General features: G+C 58.9%; 16 protein-coding genes. 6 read left to right on the top strand and 10 right to left on the bottom strand.

Features of this window, described 5'->3' with window-relative positions; translation table 11 throughout:
* Window positions 1-53: 53 nt before the first annotated feature.
* The 3 genes from ACP7BN_RS23425 to ACP7BN_RS23415 are packed head-to-tail and all read left to right on the top strand — an operon-like array spanning window position 54 to window position 8062.
* The gene (locus tag ACP7BN_RS23425) at window positions 54-2603 is read left to right on the top strand and encodes a neuraminidase-like domain-containing protein (protein WP_426206288.1); all 2550 of its coding nucleotides are present in this window, start codon (window positions 54-56) and stop codon (window positions 2601-2603) included.
* A 21-nt stretch (window positions 2604-2624) separates the two neighbouring features.
* Window positions 2625-4520 carry a hypothetical protein gene (locus tag ACP7BN_RS23420; RefSeq protein ID WP_426206287.1) on the top strand — a complete coding sequence of 632 codons (1896 nt, stop codon included), beginning with the start codon at window positions 2625-2627 and terminating at the stop codon, window positions 4518-4520.
* Complete coding sequence (locus ACP7BN_RS23415; protein WP_426206286.1) at window positions 4517-8062, top strand: hypothetical protein; 3546 nt, start codon at window positions 4517-4519, stop codon at window positions 8060-8062. The genes ACP7BN_RS23420 and ACP7BN_RS23415 overlap by 4 nt, the downstream gene beginning before the upstream one ends.
* Here the strand turns inward: ACP7BN_RS23415 and ACP7BN_RS23410 are convergent.
* The 6 genes from ACP7BN_RS23410 to ACP7BN_RS23385 all read right to left on the bottom strand — a co-directional run bounded on the left by ACP7BN_RS23410 (window position 8034) and on the right by ACP7BN_RS23385 (window position 14905).
* Window positions 8034-9365 carry a DUF58 domain-containing protein gene (locus ACP7BN_RS23410; protein ID WP_426206285.1) on the bottom strand — a complete coding sequence of 444 codons (1332 nt, stop codon included), beginning with the start codon at window positions 9363-9365 and terminating at the stop codon, window positions 8034-8036. The genes ACP7BN_RS23415 and ACP7BN_RS23410 overlap by 29 nt on opposite strands.
* 151 nt (window positions 9366-9516) lie before the next feature.
* Window positions 9517-10515 (bottom strand): AAA family ATPase, encoded by a 999-nt coding sequence (locus ACP7BN_RS23405; protein ID WP_426206284.1) that lies wholly within the window; start codon window positions 10513-10515, stop codon window positions 9517-9519.
* Window positions 10512-11675, bottom strand: coding sequence for a DUF4350 domain-containing protein (locus ACP7BN_RS23400; protein WP_426206283.1), 1164 nt, complete (start codon window positions 11673-11675; stop codon window positions 10512-10514). The genes ACP7BN_RS23405 and ACP7BN_RS23400 overlap by 4 nt, the downstream gene beginning before the upstream one ends.
* A complete protein-coding gene (locus ACP7BN_RS23395) occupies window positions 11672-13219 on the bottom strand; it encodes a DUF4129 domain-containing protein (RefSeq protein WP_426206282.1) in 1548 nt (515 codons plus the stop codon). Before ACP7BN_RS23395 ends, ACP7BN_RS23400 begins: the two co-directional genes overlap by 4 nt.
* A complete protein-coding gene (locus ACP7BN_RS23390; RefSeq protein ID WP_426206281.1) occupies window positions 13206-14183 on the bottom strand; it encodes a stage II sporulation protein M in 978 nt (325 codons plus the stop codon). Before ACP7BN_RS23390 ends, ACP7BN_RS23395 begins: the two co-directional genes overlap by 14 nt.
* Window positions 14180-14905, bottom strand: a complete 726-nt coding sequence (locus ACP7BN_RS23385) for an RDD family protein (RefSeq protein WP_426206280.1) — start codon at window positions 14903-14905, stop codon at window positions 14180-14182. The genes ACP7BN_RS23390 and ACP7BN_RS23385 overlap by 4 nt, the downstream gene beginning before the upstream one ends.
* Before the next feature lie 181 nt (window positions 14906-15086).
* On the opposite strand from ACP7BN_RS23385, the gene sbcB reads away from it, so the two are divergent.
* Window positions 15087-16517, top strand: coding sequence for an exodeoxyribonuclease I (gene sbcB, locus ACP7BN_RS23380; RefSeq protein ID WP_426206279.1), 1431 nt, complete (start codon window positions 15087-15089; stop codon window positions 16515-16517).
* A gap of 100 nt (window positions 16518-16617) precedes the next feature.
* On the opposite strand, the gene mvaT is transcribed toward sbcB, so the two are convergent.
* Window positions 16618-16995 (bottom strand): histone-like nucleoid-structuring protein MvaT, encoded by a 378-nt coding sequence (gene mvaT, locus ACP7BN_RS23375; protein ID WP_007945872.1) that lies wholly within the window; start codon window positions 16993-16995, stop codon window positions 16618-16620.
* 338 nt (window positions 16996-17333) lie between these two features.
* Here mvaT and purU point away from each other — a divergent pair, with 338 nt between their 5' ends.
* The gene (gene purU, locus ACP7BN_RS23370) at window positions 17334-18182 is read left to right on the top strand and encodes a formyltetrahydrofolate deformylase (RefSeq protein WP_420646285.1); all 849 of its coding nucleotides are present in this window, start codon (window positions 17334-17336) and stop codon (window positions 18180-18182) included.
* A gap of 62 nt (window positions 18183-18244) precedes the next feature.
* The gene (locus tag ACP7BN_RS23365) at window positions 18245-18430 is read left to right on the top strand and encodes a hypothetical protein (RefSeq protein WP_426206278.1); all 186 of its coding nucleotides are present in this window, start codon (window positions 18245-18247) and stop codon (window positions 18428-18430) included.
* On the opposite strand, the gene ACP7BN_RS23360 is transcribed toward ACP7BN_RS23365, so the two are convergent.
* From ACP7BN_RS23360 to ACP7BN_RS23350, 3 genes are read right to left on the bottom strand one after another with little or no spacing between them, the layout of a single operon-like run.
* On the bottom strand, window positions 18399-19394 hold the full coding sequence (locus ACP7BN_RS23360) for a lysylphosphatidylglycerol synthase transmembrane domain-containing protein (protein WP_426206277.1): 996 nt from the start codon (window positions 19392-19394) through the stop codon (window positions 18399-18401). The two genes, ACP7BN_RS23365 and ACP7BN_RS23360, sit on opposite strands and share 32 nt — an antisense overlap.
* Window positions 19391-20167 (bottom strand): DUF2334 domain-containing protein, encoded by a 777-nt coding sequence (locus ACP7BN_RS23355; RefSeq protein WP_426206276.1) that lies wholly within the window; start codon window positions 20165-20167, stop codon window positions 19391-19393. The genes ACP7BN_RS23360 and ACP7BN_RS23355 overlap by 4 nt, the downstream gene beginning before the upstream one ends.
* A complete protein-coding gene (locus ACP7BN_RS23350; RefSeq protein ID WP_426206291.1) occupies window positions 20160-21272 on the bottom strand; it encodes a glycosyltransferase family 4 protein in 1113 nt (370 codons plus the stop codon). The genes ACP7BN_RS23355 and ACP7BN_RS23350 overlap by 8 nt, the downstream gene beginning before the upstream one ends.
* Window positions 21273-21307 lie beyond the last annotated feature (35 nt).

The following is a 21307-nucleotide window of genomic DNA, read 5'->3' as shown; positions in this document are numbered from 1 at the left end:
CATTGCTCACCGCACCTGCGGTCGAATCACCATTACGCGCCAGGGAGAAAACAATGCCTACGTCCGGTAGTTTTTCGTTGAAGGAAAGATATTTGAGGGTAATGGTCAACGTGGTAGTGGCCAATCAGATGGCGCCCGGCTACATCGCTGCTCCTACCACGCAAGCGTTGAGCGACAGGCTGCTGACTGACGTTGAGGACACGGCGCAGACGCGGGCCTCCGAGGTGTCCGCGACGGTGCGCACTCTGCAGCGGTATATCCATGGCGCTCTCACCGGCCTGGAGAGCGGATACGCAAACGTCCATTTCAATTCCGACGATCGAAATTACTGGTGGACGATCCTGAGCGATTACAGTTCGTGGTCGGCCAATGTGCTACTCAAGGACCATGCGTCCAATTACATCGAGCCGGCATTGCGTCTGAACAAGACCCAGCTGTTTCGAACAATGGAAGGCGAGTTGATGCAGAGGCGCCTGACGGATGCCTCGGTACAAAATGCGGTGCTGACCTATATCGGCAGCTTCGAAAAACTCAGCAATCTGGAGGTGTTGAGCGCTTACATCGACGGCACTGCAAACCGCGATGCGCCTTACTACCTGGTCGCAAGAAGTCGCTCGCAGCCGGTCGATTATTACCTGCGCAAGGTCAAGGTCGAGGTGGACGAACACAGCACAAAGCTCAACCCGGCGCACTGGGACGAATGGGAACACTGCAACATCAACACCGCTGGCAAGGTTATCGACATCCGCTGTGTGATATGGCTTGGCCAGGTGGCATTGGTCTGGTGTGAATGGATTGATCGTCAGGTTGATGGCAATGGTGTGGTGCAGTCAGCCTGGACATTGAAGATCAAACTGGCGTTCAAGTCGGTAGACAACATATGGTCCAACGCGCGGGAGCTGCACAGTCAACAGTTTGAATCGGACGTTTCGAATGGTCGGCTGATGGCTGTCTCTGATGGTGATGGCAGTCCGCGCGATGATCGGCTGCGGGTGTTTTATACCGACCGTCTCAGTGCTGACGGGAGTGGTGCACCGGGCGGGGTGGAAATTCATAAAGTGCTCGATCATTTGGGGCGAGAGGTCGAGGAAGACATTTCCATCTCGTTGCTGATGGCGTGGGCACGTTTCAAGAACCGCAACGCTGTGCAACAGAAAGTGGTGCCCGACGATTATCCAAAAATCGAAATTGTCCCCGCGATCCCTCCTGTCGACACGATCGGCAAAAGTCAGTCGGTTGACGCCGTCTTCAGCCACGAACAGCTGGCGGACGGCAGGATGTCAGATGTGCTGCGAATTCGCGGAAGGTGCACTGCGGTAGAGGAAACCGCACGGGTTTTGCAGCGTTTGTCGATCAAGTGGCAAGCGCGTCATGCTCTCACCTCTACCGATGTCAGTATTCAATACGCCGGTGACAAGCAAATCACGATCAGCCTGACGACGCGGCGCGAACCAGGCAAGGCTCATACCGTACGCCTGCCCCAGGGCAAAACCGACTACATCGTCATCAAGACTATCGCCATTGCTGATTTCAAGGAGACATCGACAGGCAGCCGGGTCTGGGAGGCGCAAGCTGGTGCAGACCTTACTGACGCTGCAGTGCAATATCTGTTAGCAAGAACCGCGGAGGAGATTCGCGCCGGCGCCGGTTTTTCCGTCGACCCGCTCGGTGATGCGGTCGTCAACCACGACAACCTGATTGCACAGAAAATTCTTTATAAGGCGGTGCCGTTCAGCATCGGCTGGACGAATGCGTCTCCTGAACACCCGCTCCCGACGACATTCACTGCTCCCCTGGACGGGAACGTGGCAACACCCTGGGTCACTTACCCGAGCCCTGCTTATACCGTTGACATTCCCTACCCGGTGGATTTCATCGCGGATGGCAACACTCTGACGTTCAATGTGACGCTGAAAGGCCGGCCGAAAACCTACCTGACCCCGACCATCGGCGAAACCAATACTCAAGGTGCGCAATTTCTCAGCTTCAACGACAGCACTCAGGCGCTCAAGCATCTGCGCCTGAATTCCCAGATCGGTGCCGTTCTCACCAGTCGCGCAGCGATATCGATGGGCGCGTTACTGGATTTGGACACTCAGCACACACCGGAACATCCCCTGCCGGACGGTACCCTCGAACGTAATGGCCCGTTTGACGGTTGCAACGGCCGGTATTTCTGGGAACTGTTTTTTCATTTGCCGCACATGGTGTCCTCGCGTCTGACAGCAGAAGGTCGTTACCAGGAAGCCCAGAACTGGATTGGGTATATTTTCGATCCGCTGGCACCGGCAGAGGTGAAACGGGGCGGTGACCGCTCGCTGCTTGCAAGGCCGCGTTACTGGCGCTGCCGTCCGTTGAAAATCGAGGATCTCGATTGCGCATCTGAGCAGTTGGCGACGGACGATCCGAACGCCATCGGTTATTGCGCCCCGATCCACTTCATGATCGCAATTTTTCTGCAATACATCCAAAGGCTGATCGAAGAGGGCGACGACCTGTTCCGACGGCTTGATTACGACAGCATGGTTCGCGCCGGGCTGGTGTACAGCAAGGCCTTGCGCATGATCGGCGAACAAACCGCAACGCAAACGGCCAGTACCTAGACGCCGAAAACGCTGGAGCAGTTGCTGACGGCAACCAAAGGTCGGAATGCGCTCAAAGCGTTTGAGGCCGGGCTTAAGCTTTCATTGGCCGACATACCTTTATCGATGACAGGTCAACTGCATCAGGATCTGACCGGTAGCGACGTGTTCAAGCCCGGGGTCAACCAACGCCCCGCCCAATTGTCGGCGTTGCTCAAATCGCGTCTGGATCACTTGCGCTCGAACCGCACGATAGAGGGGCACGAGCTGACCCTGCCGATTTTTTCAAGGATGGGGGATCCGAAGGAACTGCTGATTGCTCAGGGTAACGGGACCTTGGGCACCTCACGCGGCGTCGGTGGGCAGATACACATAGTCCCCTACAGATTTCAAACGGTTTTCGACCTCGCGTTGGCCATCGTCGACTATCTGGCGCAGCTGGAGGACCAACTGCGCAATTGGCTGGAGATGCGTGACCGCCACGAGCTCGAAGAATTAATGCAGAAACGGGCCATCGAGTTGGCCGACTATACCCGTTCGATACATCAGGCAACGATTGCTCAGCACGAGAGCACGATTAATTCCTTGCGTCAGAGCGAAGGCATGTTCAACGAACGAGTGCAACATTACGAACGCTTGGTCAGGGAGGGGGTGTCGGCGGGCGAGAACAGGGTTATCGAAAAGAACCGTGATGCACGTCAGATTGCCAAGAGTGCTGCCGCTCTTGAGTCAGCCGGAGCGTTCCTGGATTTAGTCCCCAGCATTTATGGGACCTCCTGGGGTGGCTTCAAGATGTCAGCGATCCCCTACACGGGCGCTCGCTTGCTGCAGATGATCGCCGAAGAATGGAGAGGTGAAGCCGAGGAGGCCGGCATCAACGAGGCGTACCGTCGGCGCGCCGAGGAGTGGGCGCTCGAGCACCGTCAGTCTCAGGCACAGGTGCGGGTGTTGCGCGAGCAGGTGGCAGCTCAGGAGCACGCGATCAGGGCGGCCAGGACCAGCCTTGAGCAGGCCGACGTCGCCAATACCCAGGCCAAGGAAATTTACCGGTTCTACAAGGGCCGCGCGACTGGCCCGGATCTGAGCAACTGGGTCTTGGGGCAGTTGAAATCCTTGCTCTATCAGGGCTATGACCTTGCATTCGATCAATGCAAGCGCGCAGAACGGTCTTGGCAGTACGAGAAGGGCGACTTCGATGCCCGGTTCATCCGCCACGATACGTGGAATGACACCCGCCATGGCTTCACCTGCGCTGCTGCATTGAAACTGAGTCTGTTTCAGATGGCTGCCGCACGAATCCAGAGCAATGAACGTCAGATAGAACTGACGAAGACGTTTTCCCTCAAGCAGTATGTGCCGGCGGCCGATTGGGATAATTTCATCCGTAGCGGGATTTTGAAATTCCATCTGACGGAAACTGCCTTCGCTGAGGACTTTCCCGGCCTCTATTGCCGGCAGCTATTCGGGATCACATGCACCTTTCCCGGATTACTCGGCCCTTACGAAAATCTTTGCGCGACCATGACGCAAATCAGCAGTTCTACAATGCTGACCGCGGACATCAATACCTTCCTGTACTTGCACGATGGAACCGGCACACCCGGCTCCATGGTAGTGAACCTGCGCCCTCATCAGCAGATAGGCTTGTCTTCGGGATTGAACGATACCGGTGTTGTCGATCCGGTACCCAGTGACCGTCTTATGCCTTTCGAGGGCACTGGCTGTGATGCTGACTATGAGTTGAAGTTTGCCAGACCTGACACTCCGAGCCAGCGCACTTTTCTGGATTCACTGACTGACATCATTTTGAAGGTGGACTATCGCGCCCGTTCTGGTGGCTCGCTTTTCGAGGCCGCAGTCGAAGCCGTGCTCGTACCACCTCCGCCCCTGCCTCTGAAAAAACGCGCAGCAGATCGCGCCGGGAAGACACCGTCATGAACTTCAACTTTGTGAGTAATGGTGCTTTTATCGAGCAATTGAAGGATTGGCTGAGCAATGACCTGGGTGCGGTAAACCACTACCTCGAAACATGGCACGGCGATCCGATCAACTTGTTGGCTGCCAAAAACCAGGGAGAAGCCTGGCAAGTATTATTGCTCCCGGACAAGCCGGTACCCTGTGTGGGCAAAGCGGAGTATCGGCTGCGTTTCTGGTACGAAGTCAAAGGTCTGGATGCTGGCAAGTACGGAACTGTCCAAATCTCTGGCGATAAGTCAGGCGTCACTCCCCTGACACTCCATAACTCACGCAGAAAGTCACGAAAGCAGAAACGAACTTCCGACGGTCCCGAGGCCGTCGAGTTGACCGAGTATGATCACAAACTGGTGATTGTTGAGGGTGAGGAGAAAATCGAACTCCGCGTTATCAGTCCGTCGAATGAATTCTCAAGTTCTGGCGCCGTGCGTTTCACCCTTGCCGAAGTGCTATTGGAGCTGGAGAACCTGGTGCTGGAAGGTTTGACGGTCGACGGCATCACTCAAGTCCGCAATCGGGCACTCGTGTGCATCGGTGGCAACCATACGGTTGCATTTAACGTAGAAGCCAAAAATGCCTGGGCCGGGACGGAAGCCGCACTGGTAGTGACGGATGACCCCGATAATGTTCTGCGCGCTTCGCCTGCGATGGAGCACTATCAACCGATTAATCACACCTGGCAGCTCTCCTGCGCGGATACGCGCGCGGACGTGCATTTCACGACCAAGCTGGCCATACGCAGCAAATACACTGCCGAGCTCTACCCTTTGCGTCTGGTTTGCGGACATTTTCGCCTGTATCTGCATGTCGTCGAAGAATCTGAGTACTTCCCGGTTATCGACCTCAACCAGTCGGGGCAACTGACGGTGGAAGTGCGATCGCATTTCACCCAAATGGCGTTGGCCAACCGTGAGGTTGTTTTCAAACTGGACGATACGGTTTTATTGACGCAGAACTCGGATGCGCTAGGCAGGGTAACGTTTTCCTATACTCCGACGACAGTCGGCGACAAGCACATCATCGCAAGCGTCTCCAGCTTCTACAGACCGGACCTGGCCGTATACACGTTCATCGTCCAGCCGATCCAAAGAGATCCATGGACGACTGCCAAAGTGAAACTGGATCTGCTTGGAGAGCTTGACTGGGATAGCGGGACAATTTACCTCAATCGCGGTGCTACCCATGATCTCGAGCTGCTGCTTGCAGACAATATTCTGGACACGACCGATGTAACGATGCAGTCCGAAAGCGTTGTCACGCCTGGGGAAGTCGGTGTTTTTTTTACCCCTGATATTAACCATACGCAGCAAGTCGTCGGGAATAGCGCGTCGTGGCGACTGGCTTGCGAAAACCGCAGGAATGGCGAGTTCACGGTGTCGCTCAAGTGCGTGAAATTGCTCGAGCCCTCTCCCCGGCTGACAGTGGATCTGGACCACAATTGGAAAGAGATCGTCGAGCCAAAGGTGTTGACCAGATTTCCTGTGGAGGGGGGGACCGACGTTCGGTTTTCCGCCCTGATCCAATCGCGAGTTCCAGGCGTGGGAGGCCTTCCAAATGCGCTTACTCACTGGAGTGACAACGGTGCAGCAGAAGTTCCGGAACTGGCGGGTCCTGCCGGGAACATCATTAAGGCGTTCGAACCAGGCGCCGCCGGCCCCGCATGGGCCAGTGTAAAAATCGCCAATCCATACGATAAAGTCGATTGCCTGCACCGATTTGACTATACGGTGTATGACGAGAGCGTTTGGGCCCTACTGGCAGAGTTGACGCTTGGTGGTCGCAAGCAGGGCTCCGTGGGACTGCTGTGCTTTCGCAATACCGACGCAGTAGAACTGAAAATCATGCCCCTCGGCGAGCTCCTGATAGGCGAAGTCATCTCCGTAGAACTGAGCAGTGAGTCTGGGGCTGATCTGCAATTTGTAATGGAACCTGAAGGGGCCACGCCACGCGAGATGACCGCGGAGGGGCTGACCTACATGGTCAGTTCTACCTCGTCGATCAGCGCCATGTTCCAAGTGCGAGTGAACCACCATTGGTTGGATCCGGACTTTAAACTCGACCCTGATGAGCAGGTGGGGAGATTGCTCTCGAAAGTGCTGGCGGAAGAAGCGACCCTCACATTTGACGACCGGGTTTTGCTTGCCGGAGATTCGATTTGGGCCTGCCTTGGCGGGCGCCACGGGCTGCGAATAGTGCCTCTGCCAGATAGCCCGATGGTCGGACTCAGGATGACCGCGCAGTTGCAAGTTGGCGACGATCTGCAGATGAAACTGACGGCCGACAATCAGCTCCCCGTCCCAGGCTCCGGAAAGGACTGGGACCTCGACGCCCGCGCCAGCACCCAGGAAGGCAATCAAGGCATTGAGTTGACTCTCGAAGATAAGTTTTTCAGCTACCCGGTGTACGGCGTGCCGCTGGATGACAACCGAACTGTTTCGCATGTCGAGCAACCTCATCTCGACTTGCAGGTGAATGAATCAGTTCGGCTGTATCTGAATGCCACGTCGTATTACTCCAATCTGCCAGTGGTGGGCGTGCCGGTGACATTTGTGAATGCCGGCGATGTCAAAACGTCCAGCACCAATGAGGCGGGCGATGCCCAGTACGCGTTCAAGGCCCTCGCACCGGGAGAATTCCAGGTCCTCGCTACGGCCCTAAGCCCTTATGATGCAACGCCCCCAGTCAAGACCTTCACCCTCAAGGTCATTGGAACCAGCCAGAACGTCACTCCATCCATTCCCACCGTGTCGAAAAAGAACAAGGACAAAGTCATGCCAGCCAAAATCAAGGGACAACGTGCTACGGATGGGATTATTGAGGTATTCGATCCTGCGTATCATCCTGAAGTCGGACAGTCCGTGCGTATGGCCGTCAGAGTAGCCAAGCGCACTCGCATGCCTGCGGAAAACGTGAGTGTGCTGTTCGAGACCCAGCCAGGGCAGAAGCAGGTGCGAGTGGTGACTGATAGCGACGGGAAGGCAGAGTTTGTCTACAAGGCCACGGCGCAGGGGAAAACGCAGGTGACGGCATTGGTTGAGGGCAGTAAGTCGAGGGCTGCCTCACATACCTTCGAGTTTCCGGTGGTGAAGGCAGGTATCTGGGGCGACGCCAGCCTTACGCTCAATACAGATACAGCTAACGCGGCGGTCTGGGGAGCGAAAAGTGTGTTTCCACGATCGGCGCAATCTCACGCCGTCACATTGAAAGTCGCTGCGGATAGTGAGTTATTGAAATATCAATTTCGGTTGGGCGTCGTTGGCGAATCGTCGGTGACTGAGTTGGGCATTACTAGCGTGAGCCCTGCGCCGGGCCAGCCATTGTCAATAACTGGCTTGGGGTTGAGTTGGACATTTATCACCAACGCAACCGCCGGGGGGACTTACTTCCTGGTACTGTCGGCGGACAAACTGATGAATCAGTCTCCTGCAAATCATATCTCTCTGGGGCCAACACCGCCCGCTCCGGCATCGAAGCAAGTTAAAAAGCGCCGGCCTTCTTCCAAGTGAGATAGCGCGTCACCAGCTCTGGCCCCAACGCCTCGGGCGGGGCCTGCACCACCGCAACACCCTGAGCACTCAACCGCTCATGCTGTTGCGCGCTGGCGTTGAGATAGTCGACATTGGCGCAGTACGTCAGTGCGTCGTCCAGCGTTTGCACGGGTTGCTGGCGCAGGTCGTCGAGCACGGTTTCGCGCAGGCTCGCGACCAACACGCGGTGCTGTTCACTCAGGCGTTTTACAGCGCTGAGCAGTTCTTCATCGTCGTCATCACGCAGGTTGGTCACCAGCACCACCAGTGCCCGACGTTTTTGTCTGGCCAATAATTGAGTCACCGCCGCCGGGTAATCGGCGGGGCGTTGCGTGCTTTCGAGATCGTAAACGCTGTTGAGCAAAACCTTTAGTTGGCCGCTGCCTTTGACCGGTTCGAGGTAGCGCGGCTGGTCGCTGGCAAAAGTGCAAAAACCCACCGCATCCCCCTGACGCAGCGCCACATAACTGAGCAGCAAACACGCATTCAACGCATGATCAAAATGCGCCAGCTCGCCATCCTGACTGCGCATCCGTCGCCCGCAATCGAGCATGAAAATAATCTGCTGATCACGCTCGTCCTGATATTCCCGGGCGATCGGTGTGCGATGGCGGGCGGTGGCTTTCCAGTCGATCTGGCGTTGGCTGTCGCCTTCGCGAAATTCACGCAGTTGGTGGAATTCCAGACCCTGACCGCGACGCTGGCGCTGACGTACGCCGAGCTGGCTGAGCCAGTTGTCGACCGCCAATAACTGGCCGCCGTACAGGCGGGCAAAGTCGGGGTAGACGCGGGTTTGGTCGGTGATGTTCAGCAGGCGTTTGCCCGACCATAAACCCAAGGGGCTGGGCAGGTTGATTTCGCAGTGATTGAACGTGAAGTGCCCGCGTTTGAGTGGGCGCAGGCGATAGCCGATCAGGCTGCGTTGGCCGGGTTGCAGCTCGGTGGAGAGCGGCAGGTTTTCGAAGCTGAGGCCGTCGGGTACGTGATCGTAGATTTGCATGGCAAGCGGTTGCGCGAAATCGTGTTCGACTGCCAGCCGTACTTCGCTCCAGCGACCGAGTGCCAAGCTGCCGGGCATCTGCCGTTGCACGCGCGGCGAGGGCAGGCGTTTCAGGCGTACGGCGTCGAGCGTTGCCAGCGCCAGCAATGCGAGGAGCAACCCCCAGTTGATCGACAACAGCGTTGCAGGCACCTCGATATCCAGCGCCTGCAAACTGCCGAGCACAATGCCGATGGCCAGCAGGATCGCCAGCCAGATCAACAACAGCCGCGAAGGCTTCATGGGCGCACAATTCCTGCGGCGAGGGAGCTTGCTCCCGCTGGGCTGCGAAGCCGGCCCAACATTTCTGACAAGGCGAAGAGCTTGCCAGCGCTGCGCACTGGAGCGGGAGCAAGCTCCCTCGCCACAAGGTTTGTGTTTGACATGGGGGACTTCACAGCCGCGGTGCCGGGATTTGGTCGAGCAATTGCTGCAATACCTGATCGACTTGCAACCCTTCGATGTCCAGCTCCGGGGCCAGGCGTACGCGATGGCGCAATACGGCCAGTGCGCAGCCTTTAATGTCATCGGGAATCACGAATTCGCCACCGCGTAACAAGGCGCGCGCGCGGGCGCAACGCACCAGTGCGATGGAGGCGCGCGGCCCGGCGCCGAGGGTCAGGCCCGGCCAGGTGCGGGTGCTGCGCGCCAGACGCACGGCGTAATCGAGCACTTGATCGTCGAGCGGCAAATCACTGGCAATACGTTGCAGAGCCTGCACGTCTTTGGCCTGCAACACCGTGCGCAGCGGTTGCACGTCGAGCATGTCGGCACGCGTCGAGCGGCTGACCTGACGCACCATGTCCAGTTCCTGATCGGCGTCCGGGTAGTCCATGCGCACCTTGAGCATGAAGCGGTCGAGTTCGGCTTCCGGCAGTGGGTAAGTGCCTTCCTGTTCGATTGGGTTTTGCGTGGCGAGCACCATGAACGGTTGCGCAATCGGCAGTGCCTTGCCTTCCAGTGTCACCTGGCGCTCTTGCATCGCTTCGAGCAGCGCGGCTTGAGTTTTCGCCGGGGCGCGGTTGATCTCGTCGGCCAGCAAAAGGTTGGTGAACAGTGGGCCTTTGCGCAGTTTGAACTGCTCGGTTTTCAGGTCGTACACCGCGTGACCGGTGACATCGCTGGGCATCAGATCCGGGGTGAACTGGATGCGTGCGAACTCACCACCGAAGCAACGGGCGAGTGCGCGCACCAGCAACGTTTTGCCGAGGCCGGGAACGCCTTCGAGCAGCACATGGCCGCCGGCAATCAGCGCGGTCAGCACGTCGTCGATCACGCTGTTCTGACCGATCAGCGCCTTCTGCAATTCGCCGCGTACCGCTTGTGCGAGTTGGCTGGCGCGCTGACGCTGCTGTGCAACGTGGCTCGGCGAGCCGGGTTCGATCTCACTCATAAAGCGTTCCTCAAGGTTTGCAGGTGGGCGACCTGGCGGCAGAATTCTGCGCTGGGCAAGCGCTTTTTCGGCGCCGGGCTCAGGGCCTGGCTGATGGCGCGGGTCGGTTGCCGGGTCAGGCGCGACAGCACCAGCCATTGTTCGGCAACGTTCAATTGGTCGAATCCGGGATGTCGATGACGGGCGCGGCGCAAGACATCTTGCTGCAAGGCTTGCAGCAGCGTGTGCTGGCCGTTGTGCCGCAGGATGAAATCGGCACTGGCGCGCAGGTGCTCCATCAGTTGGCGACGGCCGCTCGGTGCGGGTACCTGAACCGGGCCGTGGCGTACGCCGACGTGCCACAGCCACAGGCCGATCAACGCGAGCAGGGCGACGATGGCTTGCGGGAAGTTGCGCCAAAGCAGAGTCAGCAGACTGTCGTGCTCAGTGTTGAACAGCAGCGTGACGTCGGTATCGGCGCTCAGATACCAGAGCAGCCAGGCGTTGTCGTGCTCGGCGATGGCGGCGCTTTTCCACAGCTCGGCATCGGTGACCACGGTGATCGAGCCGAGGCCGTAGGCCAGTTGCATCATGTGCGTGGCTTTGGCGCTGTTGGCCCAGGCCTGGGCAAGGTTTTTCGGGTCGTCGAGGTGGAACGCGGGATCGAAACCGGCGTAGGCGGGCGTGTCTTCGTCTTCCAGATACAGCTTGGTCAGTTTCGGGTAGAGGTCGTTGCCGGCATCGGCGGGTGGATCTTTCAGATCCTTGCTCATGGATTGATGCAGTTGCACGCGGTCGAGCAGCAGATCGTTGCTCTGCCCGGTTTTTTCATCCCAGATCGATTCGGCGACGAACACCAATCGGCCGCCGGCGCGTGCCCAGTTCAGCACTTGATCGACTTGGCGCGGGGGCATCCGCGAGCGGTCGTTGAACAGCAATAGCGTGTGTTGGCGCGGATCGATGTCGGGCAGCACGCTGAGGCTTTCGGCGTGATCAACCTTGAGGCCGCGCTCACGCAGGAACATCTCCGCCGCCAGATAAGGATTGGCCTGCGCGACGGGCGAGGGGCCGTGGTCGATAACTTCTTCGTAAGGCGTGGCCTTGAGGTAAAGGAAAACGCTCAAAGCGCCCAGCAGCGCAATGAGCAATGCGCCGACGATCCACAGCGTGCGCCGGTTCAACGGGCGGCTCCGGGGCCGAACAACGCGCGCCAGCCGTTACACAATTCTTCGCGCAGATGCGCCGCTGGCACTCGATGTCCGTACGCCATGTTCTGCCAGTGGCCGGTGAGGTTGCGGCTGAAGGCGAGCAGTTCCGGGCGCTGCAATTGTTCGACATGCGCCAGCATCTGACTTTCCGTGTCGGCGGGTTTCAACGTCATGTCGAAGTCGCGCAGCAAATGGCTGAGCAGCCCGCGATAGAGCAGACCCAGTGCCGCCCGAGGTTCGGTGTGCCAGAGTTGTTCGGCGTGGGCGGCGATGTCGGCGGGCAAGGTATCGCGGTTCAGATCGAGACCAAAGGCTTGTTGGGGAGCCGGTCTTTTCACACGCTCGGGCAAGCGTGGACGGCGGCTGACAAACGCTCGCACAAACTCGCGGTAGCGCCAGATCAACCAGCCGAGCGCAGTAATCACCGCACCCCACAGCAGTATTTCAATCACCCTGGCCAAGCCATCAAGATGCTTGCCGTCGAGCCAGTCGAGCAGGGTTTTCAGCCACTGTGGCGCTTCACCTGCTTTGCCTGCCTTGGCCGGGGTCGCCGGATCTTCGCCAAAACGATAACGGGTGACGGTTTCCTTGTTCTTGAACGGCGGCTGTTCGAGCACTGCCTTGATGCTGTCGCGCGACGCCTGACTGGTCAGCGGCTGGTGCAAAAGTCGTGGGGCGTCCGGCGCAATCGCCGGTTCATCGGCCCATGCCGACGGCACGCCTGGCAGCAGCAGGCACACCACCAACAGCAAACCGAGTGCGCTGCTGTTCAGGCGCTGACGCAGACGGCGGAACACCAGCTCGATGTCCCACGCCTCCAGCAGCGTGCGCCGGTTCAGGTAAAGGCTGAATCCGCAGGCGACGTAGATCGGCTCCCAGATCACCAGCACCAGCGCGTAGAAGACGTTGGTCAGGTGTTCCAGCCAGCGCCACTCGTGGTCGGCGGCGAGGATCAGGCTTTGCCAGTCCCAGTCGGTTTCGATCTGCTGCGGCAGGAGCATGTAGAACAGCACCATCAGGCCGATCCACAACGCGCTTTCCAGATGCGCACCGATCACCGTCAGCCATTGCGCGGCCCCGGCATTGCGTTGCAGCAAGACTTGCAAACGTTGCTGGCGCGCGTTGCCATCGAGCCCTTCGAGTTGCAGCACTGGCAACAGAAAGCTGCGGCTCAGGCTGAAGCGGCGCCAGGTCAGGCTAGCGAGCAATTGCGGCCTGAGCAGACGCGGCCATTCGCGCAACGCCTGTTTCAATGTGGGCGTTTCACCGAACAGGGATTTGGACAGGATGTACAACGGCAAACGTTCGTAAGCCGGTTTCAGCCACCAGAAGATCAACAGCGCCAGCGACGGCGATTCCCACAACAACGCAGTCAAAAGAGCGAACAGCGGCAAAGTGACAATCGCCCAACTGGTCATCAACAGGCGCCGATGCTGCTGACTCATGAGCACACCCAAGTCCATGGCTTCCCAGGATGTGCGCGGGCGGATCACCACGGTCGCATCACTCAGGCGCATGGCGAGTCCTTCCGGCGAACAGCAGATACATCGCCACGCTCAGCCAAAGGCCGGCACCGACCAAATACTTGGTCAGCGGAGTGACTGAAGTGCGTGACGACCAATACGCCTCGATAAACGCCGCGATCAACAGAAACAGCATGACCCCGCACACCAGCAACACACTCTGGCGTGCCGCGAGCCTCAGCGCCTCGCCACGCGTCAGCCGCCCCGGTGCAATCAACGCCCAACCGAGTTTCAAACCTGCCGCACCGGCCAGCGCAATTGCAGTCAGTTCGAACGCACCATGCCCGATCACGAACGACCAGAACGTCTGGCCAAAACCGATTTCTGTCAGATTCCCGGCCACCGCGCCGATCATCAAACCGTTGTAGATCAGGAAAAACGCGCTGCCCACGCCCGCCAGCAATCCCCCGGCGAAGGTCTGAAAGGCAATGCCGATGTTATGCATGATGTAGTAGCCGAACATCACCCAGTCTTCACTGGCGGCACGTTCGGCCGAGCGCCCGAGATGGCCGGCGACCGGGTCGTACATGCCTTGCATCTCGCGCACCTGATCGGCGGGGATCAGGTTGTAGATCAGCTCCGGGAACAGATAAACCAGCACACCGAAACCGATCAGGCTGCCAAAAAACAGCACAGCGGAGGCGAGCACGAAGCGCCATTCTTCGCGCACCAGTCTGGGAAAGCCACCGAGAATGAAACCCAGCAGATTGGCGCCGAGTTGGCTGCGATGCCGGTACAGCTGCTGATGGCCGCGCAGGACTTGCTGCTGCAACGAGTCGATCAGAAAACTGCTGTAGCCGCGTTCCTGCGCCAGAGCCAAATGCTGGCAAAGTCGACGATAGGCCTTGGGAAAAGCGGCGACTTGCGCCGTGTCCTTGCCGCGCTCGAGACGTTCGAGAGCCAGCGCAAAACGCTCCCATTCGGCCTTGTGGCGATTTTCGAAAAGGCTCTGCTTCATGTCGGCCCCAACAGGCCACGGGCGATGCCGTTGAGCTCGGCCACGGCTTTTGGCGCGCTGATGTGCAGCGGCTGGGCGAGCAGGGCGGCGAGTTCTTTGACTCGCTCGGGCGACAACTCACTCTGGCGCTCGGCGAATCCGAGCAGCGCGCGTTGTTCGCTCAACGTCAGGGGAATCGGCGAGCGCCGAGGTTCGGCTTCAGGCAATTGTGGACGGCTGAGCGGGCGCTCGCTGTAAACCACCAGCGTGCCGGCGGCGATATCGCCAAGGCGTTTAAAGGCTGGATGTTGCAGGCAACTGATTGCGCCGAGGAAGTAGCCGAACGGCATCAGGTCAACGAAGCGCAGCAGATTGCGCAGCAGCGAAGCCGACCAGCCGACTGGCGTGCCATCGTCATGCACCACGCGCAGGCCCATGCATTGCTTGCCCGGCGAACGCCCCTGACGCAGCACTTCGAACAACACCATGTACCACCAGCTCACCGCGAACAGCAGTAGCGAGCCGAGTCCGAGGCCGAGTTTGCCGAGCAACGCCAGTGCGATGAACAACACGCCGAGGATGATCCCGCGCAAACCCAGATCAATCGTGAAGGCCAGAGCGCGCACCATCAGCCCGGCCGGACGCAGCGGCAGGTCGATGCCTTCCGGCGTTTCGACCTGGTGCCGCGTGTCCAGCGGCGTGATCAGCGGTGCTTTCCCTGGCGGTGCTGTGTGCTCGAGCATGGTCTACCTGAAAGGTTGCCGGATCGGATACGAGTGCGACCGATGCTAGCAGCCTCACGGGGGGAAACGACATAACTATGTAATACACAGCGTTCAACCAACTGTGGCTGAATGATGCTGCGCTGGCCGCGACACCGCCCAAGCGCCTAGACTTCGCCGATCTTCAGTTCAGGAACCGCCCGTGACTTCCATCTTCTGGTACGACTACGAAACCACCGGCATCAATCCGCGCTGCGATCGCCCTTTGCAGGTCGCCGGGATTCGCACCGACCACGAACTCAACGAGATCGATACGCCGGTCAATCTCTATTGCCAGCCCAGCGAAGACATCCTGCCGCACCCGGCGGCATGTGTGATCACCGGTATCACCCCGAGCCGGTTGGCCGCCGAGGGTTTGAGCGAAGCCGATTTCATGACGCGCATTCACGCCCAGCTCGCTACCCCCGGCACTTGCGGTGCTGGCTACAACACTTTGCGTTTTGACGACGAGATGACGCGGTACAGCCTGTATCGCAATTTTTTCGATCCATACGCCCGCGAGTGGCAGAGCGGCAATAGCCGTTGGGATCTGATCGATGTGGTGCGCGCCGCTTACGCGCTGCGCCCCGACGGCCTGGTGTGGCCGACGGATGACGAAGGCAAGGTCACGCTCAAGCTCGAGCGCCTGACTGCCGCCAATGGCATCGATCACGGGCATGCTCACGAAGCGCTGTCGGACGTGCGCGCAACTATCGCTTTGGCGCGCTTGATCCGCGAGAAACAACCCAAGTTGTACGACTGGCTGTTTCAATTGCGCAGCAAGCAGAAGGTCATGGATCAGATTCGCCTGTTGCAGCCAATGGTGCACATTTCCGGGCGCTTCTCGGCGGCGCGCAGTTATGTTGGCGTGGTGTTGCCGCTGGCCTGGCACCCGCGCAATAAAAACGCACTGATCGTTTGCGATCTGCACCTTGACCCGCAGGGACTGCTCGATCTGGATGCGGAGACCCTGCGCCAGCGTCTCTACACCCGTCGCGAGCAACTGGCCGAAGGCGAATTACCGGTGCCGCTCAAACTTATTCATATCAACAAGTGCCCGGTGGTGGCGCCGCTGTCCGTGTTACGGGCGCACGATCAGCAAAGACTTGGGCTGGATATGGCGCTGTATCAGGCGCGGGCATTGCGACTAAGTGACGCACCGGCAATCTGGAAAGATAAAGTCGCGGCGATTTATACCCGTGAAGATTTCACCCAGAGCGAAGATCCGGAACAACAGTTGTATGACGGATTTATTGGTGACCGTGATCGGCGTCTGTGTGAGCAAGTGAGGACGGCTGATCCTGAGCAATTAGCGCAAGAGCAATGGCCGTTCGATGACGAACGTTTGCCTGAATTACTCTTTCGATATCGCGCACGCAACTTTGCGGATACGTTGAATTCTGCAGAGCAAGAGCGCTGGAGAATCTTTTGTCGACAGCGTTTGTCGGCACCAGAATGGGGGGCACCTAATACCCTCGATTCTTTTGCAGAGGCCGCGCAGCAATGGCTGGCAAATGCGACACCTGCACAAAGTGCAGTGCTCAATGAGTGGGACAATTATGTTCAGGCATTGCGCAAACGTTTGAGCCTTTGAATTCGAATATGAAGGGGGCTGAATTTCAGGCATAAAAAAACGCCAGCGTTTGCTGGCGTTTCTTTTGCGTCGCGAACAGGTCTGCGACGAGGGGTGCGGCTTAGCCCAGCAGGGTAGCCCAGCCTTCAACCACGTCACCGCCCCACTTGGCTTTCCACTCTTTCAGAGTCTTGTGGTTGCCACCTTTGGTTTCGATGACTTCGCCGTTGTGCGGGTTTTTGTACTGCTTAACTTTGCGAGCACGCTTGGTGCCGGTAGTTTTTACTGCGCCGCCACGTGGAGCTTTGGATTTGGACTCTGGATCCAGCAGCGCGATGATGTCACGCAGCGACTTGGAGTATTCGCCCATCAGGGTGCGCAGTTTGCCTTCAAATTCCAGCTCGGTTTGCAGTTTGTCGTCTTGCGACAGGTTCTTCAAACGGGCTTGCAGCTCTTTGATCGCTTCTTCTGTGGCGCGATATTCGTTGATCAAGGACATGATTACTACCTTATGTGTGGAGTGCGCGATGGCAGGGACAGTGCCGCAATAATAGTCAGGCTGTTTCATCAAGTAAACATTTAGCCGGAGTTTTTATTTAAATTAGTTACGTAAAAGAGCTTTGAATTGAATATTCAGTTAAATATGTGATGCAGTCTTCACACATATTCACATTGAGTAGCTCGCGCAGGGCTATTGCTGCGCCAGCATTCTGGCGTGGATCGCCGTCAAAAAATCTTCAGCAAGGCCAGCCAACGGCCTGGCGCGCATCAATACTGCAGTTTTGCTGCGCAGTCGCTAGAATGGCGGCCTTTGCGAAGTTCTGGAGTTTCCCCCTCATGCGCACCTTTCGGCTGGTGATTTCTTGCCCGGACCGCGTTGGCATCGTTGCCAAAGTCAGTAACTTTCTGGCGTCCCACAACGGCTGGATCACCGAAGCGAGCCACCATTCGGACAATCAGGTTGGCTGGTTTTTCATGCGTCACGAAATTCGTGCCGATTCGTTGCCTTTCGGTATCGAGACTTTGCGCGAGAAGTTTGCACCGATCGCCGAAGAGTTCTCGATGGACTGGCGCATCACCGACACCGAGCAGAAAAAGCGCGTGGTGCTGATGGCCAGCCGCGAATCGCACTGCCTGGCTGACTTGCTGCACCGCTGGCACAGCGACGAGCTGGATTGCGAAATCTCCTGCGTGATTTCCAACCACGATGACCTGCGCAGCATGGTCGAGTGGCACGGCATTCCTTACTACCACGTCCCGGTCAATCCGCAGGACAAGGAACCGGCGTTCGCCGAAGTCTCGCGTCTGGTCAAGCAGCACGATGCCGAAGTGGTGGTGCTGGCGCGCTACATGCAGATCCTGCCACCGGCGCTGTGCAGCGAGTACGCGCACAAGGTGATCAACATTCACCACAGCTTCCTGCCGTCGTTCGTCGGTGCCAAGCCGTACCATCAGGCGTCGATGCGTGGTGTGAAGCTGATCGGCGCGACCTGCCATTACGTGACCGAAGAACTGGATGCCGGCCCGATCATCGAGCAGGACGTGGTGCGTGTCAGCCACAGCGACAGCATCGAAGACATGGTGCGTTTCGGCCGTGACGTCGAGAAAATGGTGCTGGCCCGTGGTCTGCGTTATCACCTCGAAGACCGCGTGTTGGTGCACGGCAACAAGACTGTGGTGTTCTGATAGTCGACGGGGTCGTTGCCATGCACCGCGTGGCAACGATCGCAGATTTGCGGAGATAGACCATGACCGATCCACTGGACAAAGCCACTTCCAAAGCCCCTGCGACCCTCGGTGAAGGTTGCCTCAGTCGCTATGATCCGCAAGACATGACCCCGGACGACGGCACCGAATTCCCCGGCGCCGCCGAGTTGTGGCAACAACTCAACGAAGACCCGCCTAAGCCTGACGAACCTTCAGCAACTTCCTGAGCAGCGGTCGCCCGAGCATCAACAGGAACACCGGCCCGCCGACCAGCAGATAGAAGTAATACGTCACCACCCGCCAGATCAGAATCGCCGCCGCAGCGGTCGAGCTGCCCACCATCGGCGCCAGCAGCGCTGCCGACGTCAATTCCGCCGCCCCCGCGCCCCCCGGCAACAGACTGAATTGCCCGGCCCCCAGCGAAAGCATCTGGATCAGAAAACTCCAGGCCCACTGCAAATCCGCACCCAATCCACGCAACGCCAGGTACAGCACGCTGTAGCGCAGCAACCAATGCACGCAGGTCAGGGCGAACACTTTGATCAGGGTTTGCCATGGCAATTTCAGCGTGTCGGTGAACGCCGCGAGAAAATGCAGCAACTTGCGCGCCCAGCGCCGCCGGGTGCCGAGCTGCACGTTGATCCGCGCCAGCAGCCGTCCGCTCAAACGAATCAGCGCACGGTGATAACGCGCCACCAGCACACAACTGAACAGACCGCCGAACAGCGACACCGCGCTGACCATCAGCAGCCATTCCATGCGGTCGCTGATGTGCTGGAACAACGCGTAAATCAGAATCCCGCTCAGGGCGCAGAGAAAGAACAGCAGATCATTCAACTGATCCATCGCAAATACCGCACTGCCTCGCGCCGGCCGCACGCCGCTGCGCGCCAGCAGCGCCATGATGGTCAACGGCCCGCCGCTGCCGCCGGGCGTAGCGCAGTAGGCAAATTCCGCGGCCATCACCACGCCAAGGCTTTTCAGTGGCGTGACCTTTTCGCGCTGATCACCCAGCAGCAGACGCAGGCGCAAGGTGTTGATGCCCCAGCACAACAGAATCATGCCGAACATGATCAGCAGCCACGACAGCGGAAAGGCACGCAGCCGCGTCCAGGTCTCGCCACCGCCGAGCAACGACGGAATCAACACCGCCGCGAGCAGGCCGATCAGCAACAGAATGCCACGACTCATGCGACACGTTCCAATTGCTCGCGCTGTTGCGCCAGCCAGTCAATCTTGGTCATCGGTACTCGGCCTTCGGCTAACAGACGTTTAAGAGTTTGCAGCCAATAGTTTCGGGCGAACGGGTGGCGCATGTCCACCGGGTGCAGGCCGAGGCGAATCACCGGTGCCTGATGCCAACGCTGTTCGCGCTGATCACTGACAATCTTCGACAAGCCTCGGCGCCAGGCGCTGCGGGCGCTCCAGACCAGTCCGGGGGCGTCGATGGCGGCAAACTCCGGCAGGCGATAAATATGTTGTGGATCGCTGGTGTAACGCAGTGGCAGCTCGCGCAGGGCCTGGCGCGTGCCGTCGCTCATCAGCCACGCCGGCGCGACGAAGCCGTGCAACGGCCAGTCGAACTGGCGGAATACTTCGATGCCTGCGTGCAGGCGGGCGAGGGCGGCTTCGCGCGACAGCTGGAAGAACTCGCCTTCATGGGTGTAAATCCGCCGCATGAACCAGTCGCGAGGTGTGGTTGGCGCCGGGCCGTCGTCGTCATGGAAGTAACCATGCAGCGCCAACTCATCGCCACGGCGAACGCGTTCGCTGAGCAAACGACGGAAATCAGCGTGCTCACCGAGTGCATTCCGGCGATGAAAGTCGGGCACCACCAACCAGGTCATGGGCACGTCGCCCAACTGGTCGACCGCTTCGACGAAGGGCCGATAATCCGCCCACGTCGAGGGCGCAACGTCGTGTAACACCAGCAACAGGGCGCGCCGCTCGGCAGATTCAACCATTGGCCACCTGCGGCAGGGCATTGCCGAGCACTGCGTGATAGTGCCCGAGCAAACTGTCGACCACCGTGTCCCACGCGTAAGTCCGTTCGACGTGCTGGCGCGCCTGACGGCCCATTTGTCCGGCGCCGCGACTGAACAACTCACGCACGGCATTAGCCATCGCCTGCGGATTGTTCGGCGCGCAGAGCAGGCCGCAGTCTTCGCTGACAATTTCTTCAAACGCACCCGCGGCGACGGCTACCACCGGAATCCCGCAGGCCATGGCTTCGAGAATCACCAGCCCGAAGGTTTCCTGATCGCCGGCATGCAGCAGCGCATCGGCACTCGCCAACAGTCGCGCGACTTGCGCAGCCGGGCAGAATTCATCAATCACGCTGACGTTATCCGGCACCGCTGCCGGCATAGACGAGCCGACCAACAGCAAGTGATAACGCGGGCCGAGACGCTGCATGCATTTGAGCAGCACCGGCAGGTTTTTCTCTTTGGAACCACGCCCGGCGAAGATCAGCAGGTGCGTGTCCTCGCTGATACCCAGCTCGGCGCGCAGGCCGGGATCGCGGGCGTCGGGGTGGAAGGTTTGCAGATCGACGCCCAGCGGTTGCACGAACACGTTGCGTACGCCGAGCCCGGTAAGCTTGTCAGCCATGACTCGGCTCGGCGCGAGCACGCGGTCGAAGTTGCCGTACAGCTTGCGCACATAGGCCTCGATGTTTGGCGTGACCCACTGGCCCATTCGATTGCTGATCAACAGCGGCAGATCGGAGTGATAAAAGCCGATCACCGGCACATCCAGTTGCCGTCGCGCATCCAGTGCTGCCCAGGCTGTCAGATACGGGTCGCCGACTTCGATCAGATCCGGCTGCAAAGCCTGCAATACATTGCGCCACGGCGCCAGACGCAGGGGGAAGCGATAACCCTTGCCGAACGGCAGGGCGGGCGCGGGAACCGAGTACACGCCGTCCTGTTCAGCCAGATGTGCGCCGGGGATCAGCAAGCTGTGGCGGATTCCGGGTTTGCTGGTCAGGCGTCGATGCTTGGCATCCAGATAAGTGCGCACGCCGCCGCTGGCCGGGGCGTAGAACATGGTGATGTCGGCAATGTGCACGGTGAACATCCCTCCTCTGGTTGATCTCCCTTGGT

This window comes from Pseudomonas sp. TWP3-1, from assembly GCF_049896625.1.
In the GTDB taxonomy this organism is placed as follows: domain Bacteria; phylum Pseudomonadota; class Gammaproteobacteria; order Pseudomonadales; family Pseudomonadaceae; genus Aquipseudomonas.
The sequence above is the reverse complement of the archived record's forward strand: the minus strand, read 5'-3'. Positions and strand labels throughout refer to the sequence as shown.

Excerpts from the sequence above, each read along its gene's own strand:
- ACP7BN_RS23425 (WP_426206288.1), top strand. The coding sequence starts at position 54 with ATGCCTACGTCCGGTAGTTTTTCGTTGAAGGAAAGATATTTGAGGGTA.
- ACP7BN_RS23415 (WP_426206286.1), top strand. The coding sequence starts at position 4,517 with ATGAACTTCAACTTTGTGAGTAATGGTGCTTTTATCGAGCAATTGAAG.
- ACP7BN_RS23410 (WP_426206285.1), bottom strand. The coding sequence starts at position 9,365 with ATGAAGCCTTCGCGGCTGTTGTTGATCTGGCTGGCGATCCTGCTGGCC.
- ACP7BN_RS23405 (WP_426206284.1), bottom strand. The coding sequence starts at position 10,515 with ATGAGTGAGATCGAACCCGGCTCGCCGAGCCACGTTGCACAGCAGCGT.
- ACP7BN_RS23395 (WP_426206282.1), bottom strand. The coding sequence starts at position 13,219 with ATGCGCCTGAGTGATGCGACCGTGGTGATCCGCCCGCGCACATCCTGG.
- ACP7BN_RS23390 (WP_426206281.1), bottom strand. The coding sequence starts at position 14,183 with ATGAAGCAGAGCCTTTTCGAAAATCGCCACAAGGCCGAATGGGAGCGT.
- ACP7BN_RS23385 (WP_426206280.1), bottom strand. The coding sequence starts at position 14,905 with ATGCTCGAGCACACAGCACCGCCAGGGAAAGCACCGCTGATCACGCCG.
- mvaT (WP_007945872.1), bottom strand. The coding sequence starts at position 16,995 with ATGTCCTTGATCAACGAATATCGCGCCACAGAAGAAGCGATCAAAGAG.
- purU (WP_420646285.1), top strand. The coding sequence starts at position 17,334 with ATGCGCACCTTTCGGCTGGTGATTTCTTGCCCGGACCGCGTTGGCATC.
- ACP7BN_RS23365 (WP_426206278.1), top strand. The coding sequence starts at position 18,245 with ATGACCGATCCACTGGACAAAGCCACTTCCAAAGCCCCTGCGACCCTC.
- ACP7BN_RS23360 (WP_426206277.1), bottom strand. The coding sequence starts at position 19,394 with ATGAGTCGTGGCATTCTGTTGCTGATCGGCCTGCTCGCGGCGGTGTTG.
- ACP7BN_RS23355 (WP_426206276.1), bottom strand. The coding sequence starts at position 20,167 with ATGGTTGAATCTGCCGAGCGGCGCGCCCTGTTGCTGGTGTTACACGAC.